This window comes from Mycolicibacterium sp. XJ662 (genome assembly GCF_053484035.1).
Genome location: NZ_JBEFTL010000002.1, coordinates 302640 through 317610 on the forward strand (window position 1 = coordinate 302640; position 14971 = coordinate 317610).

Here is a 14971-nt window from a genome sequence, read left to right on the forward strand (position 1 = left end):
AACTCAGCTGGTGCCCAGCGGATCGATGGTCCAGGCGATGTAGAGCATCGCCGCGCTGACCATCGCGGTCGTGACGAAGTCGATCGGCTTGCTGCGCACGGCCAACAGCCCGGCGCGCTCGTCGGGAAGAAGCAACCGCAGCACCGCGGCGGCGCCCACCCCGATCGCGATGACCAGTGCGCCGCGTCGCCAGTACCCCGTCACCACGAGCCCGAACGCCGCGACGAACACCAGGCCCACCAACCAGATCGGCCACTGCCCGGCGAACACCTTGCGGGCGAACTCCTTGAGGGTCACGTCCCGGCAAGGGCTTCCGCGCGTTCCACGACGTTCGTCAACAGGAACGCGCGGGTGAGCGGGCCGACGCCGCCGGGGTTGGGCGAGACGTGCCCGGCGACCTCCCACACGTCAGGCGCCACGTCGCCGACTAGCTTGCCGTTGTCGTCGCGGCTGACACCCACGTCGACGACGGCGGCGCCGGCGCGCACCATCTCGCCCGTCACCATGTGCGGCACCCCGGCGGCCGCGACGATGATGTCGGCTTGCCGGGTCAGCGCGGGCAGGTCACGGGTTCCGGTGTGGCACAACGTGACCGTGGCGTTCTCCGAGCGTCGCGTCAACAGCAGTCCCAGCGGCCGCCCCACCGTGACACCGCGCCCGATCACCACCACATGCGCACCGGCGATCGCCACCTCGTAGCGCCGCAGCAGGTGCACGATGCCGCGCGGGGTGCACGGCAGCGGCGCGGGCTCGTTGAGCACCAGCCGACCCAGGTTCGTCGGGTGCAGACCGTCGGCGTCCTTGCCCGGATCCACCCGCTCCAGCGCGGCGTTCTCGTTGAGCTGCTTGGGCAGCGGCAGCTGCACGATGTAGCCGGTGCAGTCCGGGTTGGCGTTGAGCTCGTCGATGGTCGCGTCGAGCGTGGCCTGGCTGGTGTCGGCAGGCAGGTCGCGACGGATCGAGTTGATGCCGACCTTCGCGCAGTCGGAGTGCTTGCCCCGCACGTAGGCGTGCGAACCGGGGTCGTCCCCCACCAACACCGTGCCGAGCCCGGGCGTGCGCCCGGCCGCGGTCAGGGCCGCCACCCGTTCGGAGAGGTCGACGAAGATCTCGTCGCGCGTGGCCTTACCGTCAAGCGTTATCGCACCCACGGGGTCATTGTGGCAGGCTTCCATCCATGGACACTCCCCGGAATGTGTTCACCCCCGCCAAGCTCGGCCCGGTGACACTGCGCAACCGCATCATCAAGGCGGCGACCTTCGAGGCGTGCACCCCCAATGCGCTTGTCACCGACGACCTGATCACCTACCACCGGCTGCCGGCTGCCGGCGGCGTCGGCATGACGACGGTGGCGTATCTGGCGGTGGCGCCGGGTGGGCGCACCGAGGGCAGGCAGATCTGGTGGCGCCCCGAGGCAATGGCCGGCCTGCGCAGGCTCACCGACGCGATCCACGCCGAGGGTGCGGCGATCAGCGCGCAGATCGGTCACGCCGGACCAGTGGCCGACGCCCGCTCCAACAAGGCGAAGGCCTACGCGCCGGTGCGGTTTTTCAACCCGCTGGCGATGCGGTTCGCGAGGAAGGCCACCCGCGAGGACATCGACGACATCATGGCCGCGCACGCCAACGCCGCCCGGATGGCGATCGACGCCGGCTTCGATGCGATCGAGATCCACCTCGGCCACAACTACTTCGCCAGCTCCTTCCTGAGCCCGCTGATCAACCGGCGCACCGACGAATTCGGTGGCTCGCTGGAGAACCGGGCCAAGGTGGCGCGCGGCACCGTGCTGGCGGTGCGGCGCGCGGTGGAGGCCGCGGGCACCCCGATCGCGGTCACCGCCAAGCTCAACATGTCCGACGGCGTGCGCGGCGGCATCCCCATGGAGGAGTCGTTGCAGACCGCCAAGTGGCTTGAGGAGGACGGCGGCCTCGACGCCATCGAGCTCACCGCGGGCAGTTCCCTGGTCAACCCGATGTATCTGTTCCGCGGCGGCGCCCCGGTCAAGGAGTTCGCCGGCGCGTTCAAACCACCGCTGCGCTGGGGCATCCGGATGACCGGCAAGAAGTTCTTCCGCGAGTACCCCTACCGCGAGACGTACCTGCTGCGCGACGCCAAACAGTTCCGCGCCGAGCTGAAGATGCCGCTGATCCTGCTCGGCGGCATCACCAACCGCGAGTCCATGGACCTGGCGATGGCCGAGGGGTTCGACTTCGTCGCGATGGGGCGCGCGCTTCTGGCCGAGCCCGATCTGATCAACCGGATCGAGGCCGACGGGGACAAGCACTCCGTGTTCTCCGCGTGTAACCACTGCAACAAGTGCATGGCCACGATCTACAGCCAGACCCGGTGTGTGGTGACCGGCTCACCCGACTACACCGCGGTGCGCGCGCCGGGCTGAGCGGCTACTGCGACGGCGGCTGCACCGCCGCCATCGGCGGCGTCTGGAAGTGCAGCATCGGTTCGTCGCGCACCCAGTCGTCGGTCTTGATGACGAGTTGATCGGCGGTGACGGTGTAGGTGGCACCGTCTTTCTGGGCGAAGAACTCCCCGGGCACCGTGGGTTCGGCGACGACGACGAGCACCGCGTCGTCGTTCAACCGGGCGCCGCGGTATTCGTAGTGGCCGTCGGGCACCAGGCAGATCGCGACGAGCGACTGGGCGGTGCGCCCGAAGCTGACCGCCGCGTCCGGCGCATCGCAGCGCACCTTGGTGCCGACGAAGCCGCGGTCGTCGGTGGGATACGACGGCTGCGCCGCGGCTGTCGGGCTGAGCAGCGCCGTCACCAGGCCCACGCCCGCCACCCCGGCGAGGATCAGTGGCGCCCTGGACACCATGCCCAAGTGTGACCACGAACCGCCTCGGATATCAGCACGACTCGCCGTGTGATCGCGACATTTCAGTCGGGCGGATCAACGCGCGAGCGCAATCGGACACGATGGCCTCCGCGCCGGCCGGTATCGGCCGTCCGGAAAGCAGGTGACGCCGCACGACCGCATACGGGATGTCGATCACCGCGGCGTTAACCCGGTCCGCGTCGGCGGGGATCGCGACGAGCAGTCGTCGCAACCCTCGGTGCAGCCGTCGTCGGCGCGCCGTCAGTTCTCCGGGCCACTCGGCGGCCCCCAACGCCTCGGCGCCGGCGAGCAGTACATGGGCCTCGTGGCGATGTTCGCGGCACCACTGCACGGTGAACCGCGCGCCGGCAACGCAGCGCTGCTGGGAGTCCGACGGTTCCGACACCGCCGCCGTGAAACCGGACAGGAAGCGTTCCTCGGTGCGCATCCAGAGCGCGGCGCACAATGCCGCGCGGGTCGCAAACCGGTGATACAGCGAGCCGCTCGGCGCGCCCACCGCCCGCGCGACCGCCGACATCGTCACCGCGGCGGGGCCGTCGTCGGCCACCAGTGCCGCGGCGGCGTCGAGGAGTTGGTCGACGGTGTATCTAGCGGGGCGGGCCATCGCTCCAGTATATTAGAGATATGTCTCTAATTGATCCTGCGGCGCCTGCAAGACGGCTGTACGACGCGTTGGCCCACGCCGACGGCGAGGCGCTGTTGGCTTTGCTCACCGACGATTTCGTCGGCACGGTCAGCACCGGTATGCCGCACGACGTGGGTGGTGAGCACCGCGGCCCGGCCGACATGGTCGTCAACGTGTGGGGTCGCATCGCCGCGCACTACGACATGCACGTGGACCCGGCCGAGTTTCTGCCCGTCGACGGCAACCGGGTGGTCGTCACCGGACGCTATTGGGGGCCGGCGCGCGACGGCGGCACCGCGGTGGACGCGGCGTTCGCCCACATCATCACCACCCGCGGCGATCAGGTGGCGGCCCTGCAGCAGATCACCGACACCGCGCGGTGGCGCATTCCCACGCACTGACCACCCGTTACAGTTGTCGCGATGTCAAATGTCGCCGGCCGCCCGGCTCCGCCGAGCTGGGGGTCTTCACCTGCGCTAACGGTCCGGTACGACGGTTCGGCGCGGACGTTTGCGCCGGGCAACGATGTTGTGGTCGGCCGCGATCTGCGCGCCGACGTGCGCATCGCCCATCCGCTGATCTCCCGGGCGCACCTGGTGCTGCGGTTCGATCAGGGTCGCTGGGTGGCGATCGACAACGGCAGCCTCAACGGGATGTTCGTCAACAACCGGCGCATTCCCACCGCCGATATCACCGACGGGCTGAACGTCAACATCGGCAATCCGGACGGGCCCCGGCTGACCTTCGAGGTCGGTCGCCACCAGGGCGCCGCGGGCCGCACCCCCACCACGGCACTGCCCGTCGCCACCCAGCGCACGGCCCCGGCGCCCCCGCCGCCGAGCGCGTCCCGGCCCCAACCGATGTACCCGACGTCGCCGCCGCCGCCCCCGCGGTATCCGACCGGCCCGCAAGCCCACACCAGCGGACCGGCGACGTACCCGCCGAGCACCCCGCAACCCGTGCGTCCGGCGCCCACCCCGCAACCGATGTCGTCGCCGTCGCTGGAATCGGCGACGGTGATGGGACCGACGGCGGCGCCGCGCTCCAGCGAGGGCAATCTCGCGACAAGCATGCTCAAGATCCTGCGACCCGGCAGGCCCGCCGACGCCGGCGCGCCGGGCGCCATCAAGATCGGCCGCGCCACCGACAACGACATCGTCGTGCCCGATGTGCTCGCGTCGCGCCACCACGCCACGTTGGTGCCCACCGCGGCCGGCACCGAGATCCGGGACAACCGCAGCATCAACGGCACGTTCGTCAACGGCGCGCGGGTCGAGTCCGCGCTGCTGCGCGACGGTGACACGGTCACGATCGGCAACATCGACCTGGTGTTCTCGGGCGGCACGCTGGTCCGTCGCACCGAGACCGAGGCGGCCACCCGCACCGGCGGGCTCGAGGTGCACGGGGTGACGTGGACGATCGAGAACAACAAGACGCTGCTGGACAACATCTCGATCGCCGCGCGCCCGGGCACGCTGACGGCGGTGATCGGCCCGTCCGGCGCGGGCAAGTCGACGTTCGCGCGGTTGGTGGCTGGCTACACCCATCCGACGTCGGGCACCGTGACGTTCGAGGGCCACAACATCCACGCCGAGTACGCCTCGCTGCGCTCCCGGATCGGCATGGTGCCCCAGGACGACGTGGTGCACGGTCAGCTGACCGTCAACCAGGCGCTGATGTATGCGGCCGAACTGCGGCTGCCGCCCGACACCACGAAAGAGGACCGCGAACAGGTCGTCGCGCAGGTGCTCGAGGAACTCGAGATGACCCGGCACGCCGACACCCGCGTCGACAAGCTGTCCGGCGGGCAGCGCAAGCGGGCCTCGGTGGCGCTCGAACTGCTCACCGGCCCGTCGCTGCTGATCCTGGACGAGCCGACGTCGGGTCTGGACCCGGCGCTGGACCGCCAGGTCATGACGATGCTGCGCCAACTCGCCGACGCGGGGCGCGTGGTGCTGGTGGTCACCCACTCGCTGACCTACCTCGACGTGTGCGATCAGGTGCTGCTGCTGGCGCCGGGCGGCAAGACGGCGTTCTACGGGCCGCCGAGCCAGATCGGCCCGTCCATGGGCACCACCAACTGGGCCGACATCTTCAGCGCGGTCGCCAACGATCCGGACACGGCGAACCAGAAGTTCCTGGCCCAGCACGGTCCCCCGCCGCCACCGCCGCCGACCGAGCAGCCCTCCGACCTCGGCAACCCGACGCGCACCAGCGTGCGGCGCCAGTTCTCGACGATCGCGCGGCGCCAGGTGCGGCTGGTGATCTCGGACCGCGGTTACTTCGCGTTCCTGATGTTGCTGCCGTTCATCATGGGCGTGTTGTCGCTGTCGGTGCCCGGCGATGTCGGCTTCGGGGTGCCCGTCCCGGCGATCGAGGGCGGCGCGGCGCCCAACGAGCCCGGTCAGATTCTGGTCATGCTCAACGTGGGCGCCATCTTCATGGGCACCGCGCTGACGATCCGCGCGTTGATCGGTGAACGCGCGATCTACCGCCGGGAGCAGGCGGTCGGATTGTCCACGACGGCATATCTTTTGGCGAAGATGTTCGTGTTCACCATCTTCGCGGTGGTCCAGTCGGCCATCGTCACGTCGATCGCGATCGTCGGTAAGGGTTGGGGCGCAGGCGCGGTGGAGAGCGGCGCGTTTCTCGGCAACCGCAGCGTGGAGTTGTTCGTCGACATCGCGGTGACGACGGTGGCCGCGGCGATGGTCGGGTTGGCGCTCTCGGCGTTGGCGAAGTCCAACGAGCAGATCATGCCGCTGTTGGTGGTGGCGATCATGTCGCAATTGGTGTTCTCCGGCGGCATGATCCCGGTGACGGACCGCATCGTGCTCGACCAGATGTCGTGGTTCACCCCGGCGCGGTGGGGTTTCGCGGCGTCGGCGTCGACGATCGATTTGATCCGGCTCGTGCCCGGGCCGTTGACCCCGGACGACCGGCACTGGGAGCACTCGGCGGGCACCTGGCTGTTCGATATGGCGATGCTGGCCGCGATCAGCATCGGGTACGCGTCGTTCGTGCGCTGGAAGATCCGGCTGAAAGGCGCCTGATCACCGAAAATCGCGCACAACGCGACGACGGTGTTAGCGTGAAACCTTCACATAGCCCGGAAGGTGTACCGAATGCGCTCGACGACGAAACTGGCTTTCGCCTCTGGCGGTCTGGCCATGCTGCTGGCCACGGGTGCGGGCATGGGCGCCGGCATCGCCTCCGCGCAACCAGACATCGACACGATTGTCTACTCGAATTGCACCTATCCGCAGGTCGTTGCGGCGCTCAACGCCGAATCCCCTGCGCTCGCCAGACAGCTCGAGTCGGCCCCGGCGGCCACCGGCTGGCTGAAGAGCCTGATCGCCGCAGGTCCGGAAACGCGCCGGGCGATGGTCGCGCAGGCGCAGGCCACCCCGGGGACCGAGCAGTTCACCCCGGTCATCATGCGGGTGGCCAACACCTGCAGCAACTTCTGAGCCCCCGCCCGCCGCTGCGGTCAGGACAGCAGCCAGTCGTTGGGTGAGAACAGCTCGCTGTGCACCCGTGCCGCCGGCACACCGAGGGCCATCAGCTGGGAGCGCACCGCCTGTACGAAACCGTTGTTGCCGCACAGGTAAACGTCGGCCGCCTCGGGCAACTCGATACCTTCCAGCGTGAGCAGGCCGGGATGCACACCGGGTTGCCCGCCCGTGAGGCCGTCTTCGTACCAGATGTCCAACGTGGCGTGGGGCAGGGCGGTGAGCAGTTCGAGTTGCCGTTCCCGCAGCGGATGGCTCTGGTCGCTGCGGTCGGCGTGCAGCACCTGCACCGGGGTCGAGGCCGCCTCGGCGGCGATGAACTCCAGGATGCCGATCATCGGGGTGATCCCGATGCCCGCGGAGATGAGCACCAGCGGCCGCTCACCGGTCGGGGCGGGCAGGTCGCCGAACGGCACGGTGACGTCGAGGATGTCGCCGACGCACACGTGGGCGGCGATCCAGGTGGACACCTCACCTGCGGGCTGCTCGGGTGTGGCGCCCACCGGTTTGACCGCGAACGTCAACTCGACCGTTCCCGGCGTGTTCACCAGGCTGTACTGGCGCAGCTGGCGGGCGCCGTCGGGCATCGTGACGCCTACCGAGACATACTGTCCGGGAAGGAAACGCGTGACCGGTTCCCAGTCGGGACGGATGGTCAACAGCACCGCGCCGGACGGGTCGTCGACGCGGGACACCACGCGGGCGCGGCGGTAGACATCTCCGTCGGAAACCCCTGCGGCTCGGTAGAGTTCGCGCTCCATGTCGATCAGCGTATGCGCCATGATCCAGTACACCCGGTCCCAGGCGGCGGCCACCTCGTCGGTCACCGTGTCGGCGCCCAACACCGCGACGATCGCGGCGAACAGGTTGTCGTGCACGATCGGGTACTGGTCGGCGGTGATGCCGAGCGAGGCGTGCTTGTGCCCGATCCGTGACAACAGTTCGGCCGGATGCGGCAGGTCGGGGTCGACGAGGTGGGCGGCGAAGGTCGCGATCGAGGCGGCCAACGCCCGCTGCTGGGCGCCCTGAGCCTGGTTTCCGCGGTTGAACAGGTTGCGCAGCAGTTCCGGATGGGTTTCGAACATCCGCCGGTAGAACTCGGTGGTGATCTCATCGATGTGCGCACCGATCAGCGGCAGCGTCGCGGACACGATCTCGACGTGCTGCGGTTCCAGCGTGAGCGGAGCAGCGGCCATAGCGGTCATCGGACGGCCCTTTCGGTGGGTTGCGGGTCGGGCAGCTGCCCGTCCCGGGTCTTCGGCCCAGAGATCACGAGAAGCCCTGTGTCCCTGGTTAAATCGCTGACGGTGTAGTGGTCTAGCTCGCGGTAGAACGCTTCTTTGGCCGCCGCGAGAGCGCGCCGAAGCCGGCAGGCGGGTACCAGCGGGCACGCGTCGGCGCCGTCGCCGTCGCACTCGATGACTTCCCGGTCGTCTTCCAGGCGACGCACCAGCCAGCCCACCGACGCCTGCCGTCCGGCGTCGGTCAGGGACAGCCCGCCGACCCGGCCGCGACGCGCCTGCACCATGCCCAGCTCTGAGAGCCGCGTGACCGCCTTGGCGACGTGGTGCTCGGAGGCGTTGGCGCCGACGGCGATTGAGCGGGTGGTGATGCGCTGCTCCCCGACTTCACCGGCGGCCAGCAGCATCATCGCGCGGAGCCCGAGGTCGGTGAACCGGGTCAGTTGCATACTACGGACCGTAGTAATTCGGCGGCGCCGGGGCGACTATCGCCGATGTGTGCTTGAACACCCAGCTGCGTGCGGTTTTTTGATCAGCGCTTTTCTTCGGTGCTGGTCAGTCGCCGTGGATATCCAGGCCGTGCGCACCGGCGTAGGCCAGCGCTTGCGCGACGTCGATCTTGGCGCCGCGCAATCTGGCCGTGGTCCACAACGTCGGATCGGTGCGCGCGCCGCGCAGATCCGCCTCTTCGAACCGGGCGTTCTGCACCCGCGCTCCGGACAGGTCGGCGCCGCGCAGCACGGCCTTGCGCAGATCGGCGTCCACCAGGCCGGTTTCCCGCAGCCGGCAACCGGAGAGATCGACCCCACGCAGGTCGCATCCCCCCAGCACGGCCAGCGTGAAGTCGACGTCGGCCAGCGTCAGTGGCCGCAACCGCGCGTTGGTGAGCACCGAGCCGAGCATGCTGCATTGCCGAAAGCTGCTGTGATGCAAGGTGGCCCGTTCGAATACGCAGTTACGAAAGGCCGAGCCGACATGCTCGGACTCGGTCAGGTTGACACCGCGGAAGTCGCACTCGTCGAACACCACCCGCTCGGTCCGTAACCGGCTCAGGTCCTCGTCACGGAAGTCGTGTCTCGTGAATTCCTCAGCAGTCCAGACGGTTTCGTCGTAGCCCACGATCAGCCGGGTAGCGCGGTGAGGTTGTTGAGGGCGTATTCGGTGACGGTGATCAACGCCGCGCGCGCGGACTGGCGGTCGCGGGCGTCGACGGTGATGACCGGGATCCGCTCGGACAAAGCCAGCGCCTTGCGCACCGCACCGACGGGATATCTTGGAGCCCCGTCGAATTGGTTGATCGCGACCACGAACGGCAGCTTGCGGGCCTCGAAGTAGTCGACCGCCGCGAAGCTGTCGGCCAGCCGCCGCACGTCGACCAGGATGATGGCGCCGATGGCGCCGCGGATCAGGTCGTCCCACATGAACCAGAACCGGCGTTGCCCCGGCGTGCCGAACAGGTACAGCACGAGGTCCTCGGCCAACGTGATCCGGCCGAAGTCCATGGCCACGGTGGTGGTGTTCTTGTCCGGGGTGGCCTCGAGACCGTCGACACCGGCCGACGCGTTGGTGACCAGCGCTTCGGTGCGCAGCGGCATGATCTCGGAGACCGCGCCGACGAACGTCGTCTTGCCGGCGCCGAACCCGCCGGAGATGACGATCTTGGTCGACGCCGCAGTTCCCCGCGGCGCGCCGTCGGTGGAGGCGTGGCGCCCCTCAGAGTGCCCTAAGGCCACGCAGCGTCCTTCCTATCAGTTCGCGTCGGTCGGTCAGCGTCGCCGCATCGTCGAGGGTGGTGTGCACCCGCAGGTAACCCTGCGACACCAGGTCACCGATCAGCACCCGGGCCACGCCAAGCGGCAAGGATAGCTGCGCGGCGATCTCGGCCACCGACGGGTGATCGCTGCACAGTCGCAGGATCTGCCCCCGCACATCGGTCCCCGGCCATTGCGCCGGTAACTCGTCGAGCACCGTCTCGATCGGCGCCTCGAGCGGTAGATAGACGTCGGAATCGGTGCGCCCGGCCGTCAGGATGTAGGGCCGGACGAGGCTCGGCTCGTCGGCGACATCGGGCTCCCAGTCGTCCATCGGCCCCTCACGAGTGCGAAGGTGCTCGCCGGCGTCCCGACTGAACCACCGAACCCACGCGTTCCACCAATATCGCCATCTCGTAACCGATCTGGCCGATATCGCAGTTGCGTGTCGCCAGCGTCGCCAAGTTCGAGCCGTCGCCGACCCGCATCAGCAGCAGGTACCCGTTCTCCATCTCGACGACCGACTGCAGCACGTGGCCGCCGTCGAACAACTGCGCCGCACCCGTCGAGAGGCTGGCCAACCCGGAGGCCACCGCGGCGAGCTGGTCTGCGCGTTCGGTGGGGATGTGCTCGCTGGCCGCGGTCAGCAGCCCGTCGGCGGACACCAGCACGGCGTGCGACACCCCCGACACCTCTCTGGCGAATCGACTGACCAGCCAATCGAGCGACTCGCGTTGGGTCATTCGTCTTCTGTTCCTCTGGTCTGTCGAGCGTGTGAGCGGCCGGCATGCACGCCGCCGAAGTGGCTGCTGATGCTCGCCCGGACCGCCTCCGGGCTCCGGTGCGGGGATTCGCCGGTGTCGAGCTCAGCCGCCGATGCTACCTGCGTGTCGCCGTCGGGCTGCGCCGTCTGCTCGACGGGCTCATCGGCGCCGCCAGGCACCAACCTGGCGCCGGGTTCACGCACCGGAAGGCCCTCCTCGGTGTGGCGCAACACGGGCGCTTCCTCGGCGGCGGCTGCCGCCGACCAACCGTGGTCCCACACCGTTTCCCAGTTCAGGTCCGTGCTGTTGGCCAACTCGGTCGGGTCGACGAGCCACTCCGAGAGCATCTTCTGATAGATCGCGTCATCTGAGCCCGCGGTCGGCGACGGTTCGGGTTCGGGTTCGGGCTCGGCAGGCGCGGCGTCGGCGGCCTGCGCGCGGGCCGCGAAGAACTCCGACGTATCGGTCGGCCGGGCCGTGCTCGACGGCTGCGCCGCCGGTACGTCCGAGATCCCGCTGGCACCCGGGTTACGTTGCGGCAGCAGCGTCACGGGCGCCTCGTGGTGGCCGTTGGAGTGGCCGCCGTCGTCGGCGTAATGGTCTTCGTCGAGCGCCAGCGCGGTCGCGATACCGGCGTGCGCATCGGCGGGCGTGGCGTACTCGGTCAAGCTGAACTGGTCCGTTTCCTCGCCCTGCGCCAGCAGCTCGGTCGGGATGTACACGCCGGCCGTCGTACCCGAATTCGGTTCACCCGCAACGGTGCTGCGCAACCGAACCACAAGCCCGTGCTGGGCCGCGAGCCGGCCGACGACGAACAGGCCCATGTGCCGCGCGGTGTACGGGGTGACCTCGCCGCCTGACTGCAGCCGCGTGTTGGCGACCCGCAGATCGGATTCGGTCATGCCCAGCCCGGTGTCGCCGACCTCGATGACCAGGCCGCCGTTGGCGGTGTGCACGGCCGAAACCCGCACCGGTGAGACCGGCGGCGAGTGCCGCAGCGCGTTGTCGAGCAGTTCGGCGAGCAGGTGCACGATGTCGCCTGCGACGGCGCCGACGATCTCGCTGTCGGGCACGGTCGCGGTGACCACCCTGGTGTAGTCCTCCACCTCCGATGCGGCGGCGTTGATCACCGCTGCGACCGGCACCGGCTCCGCCTGTTCGCGCGGCACCCTGGCACCGGCCAGCACCAGCAGGTTGGCGCCGTTGCGGCGCATACGCGCGGCGAGGTGATCCAACCGGAAGAGGCTTTCGAGCCGGTCGGGGTCCTCTTCGTTGCGTTCCAGGCGGTCGATCAACGCGAGCTGCTGGTCGACCAGCGACCGGCTGCGCCGCGACAGCGTCTCGAACATGTCGCCGACCTGCAGCTGCAGCCGGGACTGCTCGCTGGCCAACAGCAGCGCCTGCTCGTGCAGCTCGTCCACGGCGTGCGCGACCTGCCCGACCTCCTCAGAGGTGTGCACCGGGATCGGGTTGACCGGTGGGGCCTCCCCGCCCGCGCGGACGTGTTCGAGCTCGCGGGTGAGGTCCTCATGGGCCACCTTGAGCGCGCTGTCACGCAGGCGACGCAGGGGCCGCACCAGCGACCGGGCCACCGCGATGACGACGGCCAGCGCCAGCAGGATCACGACCGCGACCACCACCGCATCGCGGATCAGTGCGCTGCGCGCCGCCGCGGCCTTCTCCTCGACCGCGGAGGTCACCGAGTCGGTGGTGCGCGCGATGATCTGGCGGGCGATGTCGTCGGTGGCGTTGACCGACGCCGACAACTCGGGGTTGTTGACCAGCGGCACGGCGGGGTCCGTCATCAGGGCCATCCGCTTGACGAACTCGGCCTGCAGCTTCTGGGCGTCGGGTGACGCCACGCCGAGCACCTGGCTCATGCCGAACAGGGTCGACGGCTCGGTGCCGGCCAGCGCGATCATCGCGGTGCGCAGCTCGGGCTCCGGCAGCTCGCCACCGCGGGCGATGGCGAGTTCCTGCATCATCATCTGGCCTCGGGCACCGATCGCGCGCGACAACCCGACCGTCTCGGCGCGGATGCGTTCGTCGTCGACGCGGACCGAGCCGGTGACCGCGTCCTCGGCAGGAAGCAACAGCAGGGCGTAGGCCGCGATGGTGTCGCGCAGCCCGACGCTGTTGGAGGTGACCTTGTCCATCAACGCCTGACCGTCGTCGATCAGGGTCTGCACGCCGTCGCGGACGTCGGGCGCGACGTCGGTCTCGGCCAACTGGCTCTCCAGCTGCTGGCGGCTGCCGTCGAACTCCGAAAGCGCCGCTTGGGTGTCACCGCCGGTCGAACCCGCCAGCATCGCGTTCTCCAGCGACGCCATGTAGTTCTCCACGGCGACCACCATGTCGACGCGGTCGGAGGCAAGCCGCAGGTCAGAAGCCTGCGTCGCGCTGCTGTAGATGCGCAGCCCGCCGAACGTCGCCGCCACGACCAGCGGCACCAACACGATCGCGAGCACCTTCCAGCGGACCGGCCAGTTGGCCGGCGACCAGCGTGACGGCCTCTTGATCGGCGGCCCTGCCGTGCCGTCGGCGCTCATCGACGCGTTGTAGTTCATATGACTTTCCTGCTGACTTGCCCATGAAAGGGCGGGCGTTGTACGCCTGGCAACTGGTCGAGTATGACAGCGATGCGCTGCGGTTTCCACAATTCTTACTGAACAGACAGAGTTGCGGCTCGCGGCGTTCACGCTCCTCGTGGTAGCAGAGCAAATGGCTCGAAACTGAAGTCGTACAGGAAAATTCGCCGATTCTCCTGCACGACTTCAGTTTCGGCGCTCAGATGTGTGGAATGTTCCGGCTGTTGTTCTTGTCCCCGCGCATCGCGCCGAACACCGGTAACGCGATCCGGATGGTGGCCGCCACCGGGTCCGAACTGCATCTGGTGGAGCCGCTGGGGTTCGACCTGTCCGAACCGAAGCTGCGACGTGCGGGCCTGGACTACCACGACCTGGCATCGGTCACCGTGCACCACGACCTGACCGCGGCCTGGGCCGCGCTGATGCCCGCGCGCGTGTTCGCCTTCACCGCGCACGCCGCGACGTCGTTCACCGACGTGTCCTATCGGCCGACGGATGTGTTGATGTTCGGGCCCGAGCCCAGCGGCCTTGACGCCGCGACGCTGGCCGATGCACACATCACCGCCCAGGTGCGTATCCCGATGCTGGCCGGGCGGCGGTCGCTGAACCTGTCGAACGCCGCCGCGGTCGCCAACTACGAGGCGTGGCGCCAACACGGGTTCGCCGGCACCGACTGATCACCACCCGTCGAAGTGCACGACCTGCTCGACCGGAAGGCGCTTGGCGGCGCGGAAATCGGTGCCCTTGGTGTAGGCGATCGGAAACAGCCCACCTTGGCTGTACTTGTCGAACGGGATGCCGAGCACTTCGGCGGCCTGCTTCTCGCCGTCGCCGACGAGATGCAACGTGGTGTACGCCGAGCCCAGCCCGCGTGAGCGCAACGCCAGCATGTAGCTCCAGACCGCAGGCAGCAGCGAACCCCAGAAGCCGGCGCTGACACCGGCGGGTGCGCCATCGGGTCGGCCCTCGAGGCACGGCACCAAAAGCCATGGCGCCCTGTGCATGTGCTCGGCCAGGTAACTCGCCGACGACACCTCGCGTTCGCGTTGCGCAGCACGGCTGTCGCCGTCGGCGTACTCCGGCGGGGTCTGGTTGCGGTACCACGTGAAGTTGGTGCGGTAGATGTCGGCGAGCGCCTTCTTCTTCTGTTCATCCTCGACGAAAACCCATTGCCAGCCCTGCGCATTGGAGCCCGTCGGCGCCTGAACGGCCAGTTCCAGGCACTCCAGCAGCACCTCGCGCGGCACCGGTTTGTCGAAGTCGAGACGCTTGCGCACCGAGCGAGTCGTGGTCACGACATCGTCGAAGGAAAGGTTCAGACTCTCGTGGGCCGTCATCTGGCTGACATTACATTCGACGCCGTTGCAAGTCGGATTACGCGCAGAAGACACCTACCGCGAATACGCCACCAGCTTCGAGGTATGGAAGACTCCGGCCGGCGGCTGATCTTGAATTAGGTATTCGCTCGCTATCACCGCCGATCGCCGAGAAACGCTCACTTACCTCGATCGAATGGCGTTGCTGAATTCGCCAGAAGCGACGAGTATGTGCAACTTCTGCTTGTGTCCCATAGCGACCATTCGCAGCGTACGGGTCTTCCACCAGCGGATTAGCGGTGATTGAGCAGGACATCCT

Annotated in this window: 17 protein-coding genes; 5 read left to right on the plus strand and 12 right to left on the minus strand. The window is 68.6% G+C overall.

The window, feature by feature from the left end; genetic code table 11:
• Nucleotides 1–3: 3 nt before the first annotated feature.
• Together ABQE93_RS08745 and ABQE93_RS08750 are read right to left on the minus strand one after the other, a co-directional pair.
• On the minus strand, nt 4–297 hold the full coding sequence (locus ABQE93_RS08745) for a DUF3017 domain-containing protein (RefSeq protein ID WP_448392962.1): 294 nt from the start codon (nt 295–297) through the stop codon (nt 4–6).
• Entirely contained in the window at nt 294–1151 is an 858-nt protein-coding gene (locus ABQE93_RS08750) for a bifunctional methylenetetrahydrofolate dehydrogenase/methenyltetrahydrofolate cyclohydrolase (protein WP_448406931.1), read from the minus strand. Before ABQE93_RS08750 ends, ABQE93_RS08745 begins: the two co-directional genes overlap by 4 nt.
• A 26-nt stretch (nt 1152–1177) precedes the next feature.
• Here ABQE93_RS08750 and ABQE93_RS08755 point away from each other — a divergent pair, with 26 nt between their 5' ends.
• The gene (locus ABQE93_RS08755) at nt 1178–2398 is read left to right on the plus strand and encodes an NADH:flavin oxidoreductase (RefSeq protein WP_448406930.1); all 1221 of its coding nucleotides are present in this window, start codon (nt 1178–1180) and stop codon (nt 2396–2398) included.
• A 4-nt stretch (nt 2399–2402) separates the two neighbouring features.
• On the opposite strand, the gene ABQE93_RS08760 is transcribed toward ABQE93_RS08755, so the two are convergent.
• Together ABQE93_RS08760 and ABQE93_RS08765 are read right to left on the minus strand one after the other, a co-directional pair.
• Nucleotides 2403–2834 (minus strand): hypothetical protein, encoded by a 432-nt coding sequence (locus tag ABQE93_RS08760; RefSeq protein WP_448406929.1) that lies wholly within the window; start codon nt 2832–2834, stop codon nt 2403–2405.
• A 31-nt stretch (nt 2835–2865) separates the two neighbouring features.
• Nucleotides 2866–3459 carry a TetR/AcrR family transcriptional regulator gene (locus tag ABQE93_RS08765; RefSeq protein ID WP_448406928.1) on the minus strand — a complete coding sequence of 198 codons (594 nt, stop codon included), beginning with the start codon at nt 3457–3459 and terminating at the stop codon, nt 2866–2868.
• A gap of 20 nt (nt 3460–3479) precedes the next feature.
• Here ABQE93_RS08765 and ABQE93_RS08770 point away from each other — a divergent pair, with 20 nt between their 5' ends.
• The 3 genes from ABQE93_RS08770 (at nt 3480) to ABQE93_RS08780 (ending at nt 6950) form a co-directional block, all read left to right on the plus strand.
• The gene (locus ABQE93_RS08770) at nt 3480–3881 is read left to right on the plus strand and encodes a nuclear transport factor 2 family protein (RefSeq protein ID WP_448406927.1); all 402 of its coding nucleotides are present in this window, start codon (nt 3480–3482) and stop codon (nt 3879–3881) included.
• A 21-nt stretch (nt 3882–3902) separates the two neighbouring features.
• On the plus strand, nt 3903–6533 hold the full coding sequence (locus tag ABQE93_RS08775) for an FHA domain-containing protein (protein ID WP_448406926.1): 2631 nt from the start codon (nt 3903–3905) through the stop codon (nt 6531–6533).
• A gap of 72 nt (nt 6534–6605) precedes the next feature.
• On the plus strand, nt 6606–6950 hold the full coding sequence (locus ABQE93_RS08780) for a hemophore-related protein (protein WP_448406925.1): 345 nt from the start codon (nt 6606–6608) through the stop codon (nt 6948–6950).
• Between the two features lie 20 nt (nt 6951–6970).
• On the opposite strand, the gene ABQE93_RS08785 is transcribed toward ABQE93_RS08780, so the two are convergent.
• From ABQE93_RS08785 to ABQE93_RS08815, 7 genes are all read right to left on the minus strand, one after another.
• A complete protein-coding gene (locus tag ABQE93_RS08785; protein ID WP_448406924.1) occupies nt 6971–8197 on the minus strand; it encodes a globin domain-containing protein in 1227 nt (408 codons plus the stop codon).
• On the minus strand, nt 8194–8682 hold the full coding sequence (locus ABQE93_RS08790) for an RrF2 family transcriptional regulator (protein ID WP_448406923.1): 489 nt from the start codon (nt 8680–8682) through the stop codon (nt 8194–8196). The genes ABQE93_RS08785 and ABQE93_RS08790 overlap by 4 nt, the downstream gene beginning before the upstream one ends.
• A gap of 106 nt (nt 8683–8788) precedes the next feature.
• Nucleotides 8789–9352, minus strand: coding sequence for a pentapeptide repeat-containing protein (locus ABQE93_RS08795; protein WP_448406922.1), 564 nt, complete (start codon nt 9350–9352; stop codon nt 8789–8791).
• A gap of 2 nt (nt 9353–9354) precedes the next feature.
• A complete protein-coding gene (locus ABQE93_RS08800) occupies nt 9355–9966 on the minus strand; it encodes a GTP-binding protein (protein ID WP_448406921.1) in 612 nt (203 codons plus the stop codon).
• A complete protein-coding gene (locus ABQE93_RS08805; RefSeq protein ID WP_448406920.1) occupies nt 9947–10318 on the minus strand; it encodes a DUF742 domain-containing protein in 372 nt (123 codons plus the stop codon). Before ABQE93_RS08805 ends, ABQE93_RS08800 begins: the two co-directional genes overlap by 20 nt.
• A gap of 7 nt (nt 10319–10325) precedes the next feature.
• Nucleotides 10326–10727 (minus strand): serine protease inhibitor, encoded by a 402-nt coding sequence (locus tag ABQE93_RS08810; RefSeq protein WP_448406919.1) that lies wholly within the window; start codon nt 10725–10727, stop codon nt 10326–10328.
• The gene (locus ABQE93_RS08815; RefSeq protein WP_448406918.1) at nt 10724–13315 is read right to left on the minus strand and encodes a HAMP domain-containing sensor histidine kinase; all 2592 of its coding nucleotides are present in this window, start codon (nt 13313–13315) and stop codon (nt 10724–10726) included. Before ABQE93_RS08815 ends, ABQE93_RS08810 begins: the two co-directional genes overlap by 4 nt.
• Nucleotides 13316–13548: 233 nt before the next feature.
• On the opposite strand from ABQE93_RS08815, the gene ABQE93_RS08820 reads away from it, so the two are divergent.
• Nucleotides 13549–14013, plus strand: a complete 465-nt coding sequence (locus ABQE93_RS08820) for a tRNA (cytidine(34)-2'-O)-methyltransferase (protein WP_448406917.1) — start codon at nt 13549–13551, stop codon at nt 14011–14013.
• On the opposite strand, the gene ABQE93_RS08825 is transcribed toward ABQE93_RS08820, so the two are convergent.
• Entirely contained in the window at nt 14014–14673 is a 660-nt protein-coding gene (locus ABQE93_RS08825; RefSeq protein WP_448406916.1) for a nitroreductase family protein, read from the minus strand.
• Nucleotides 14674–14971 lie beyond the last annotated feature (298 nt).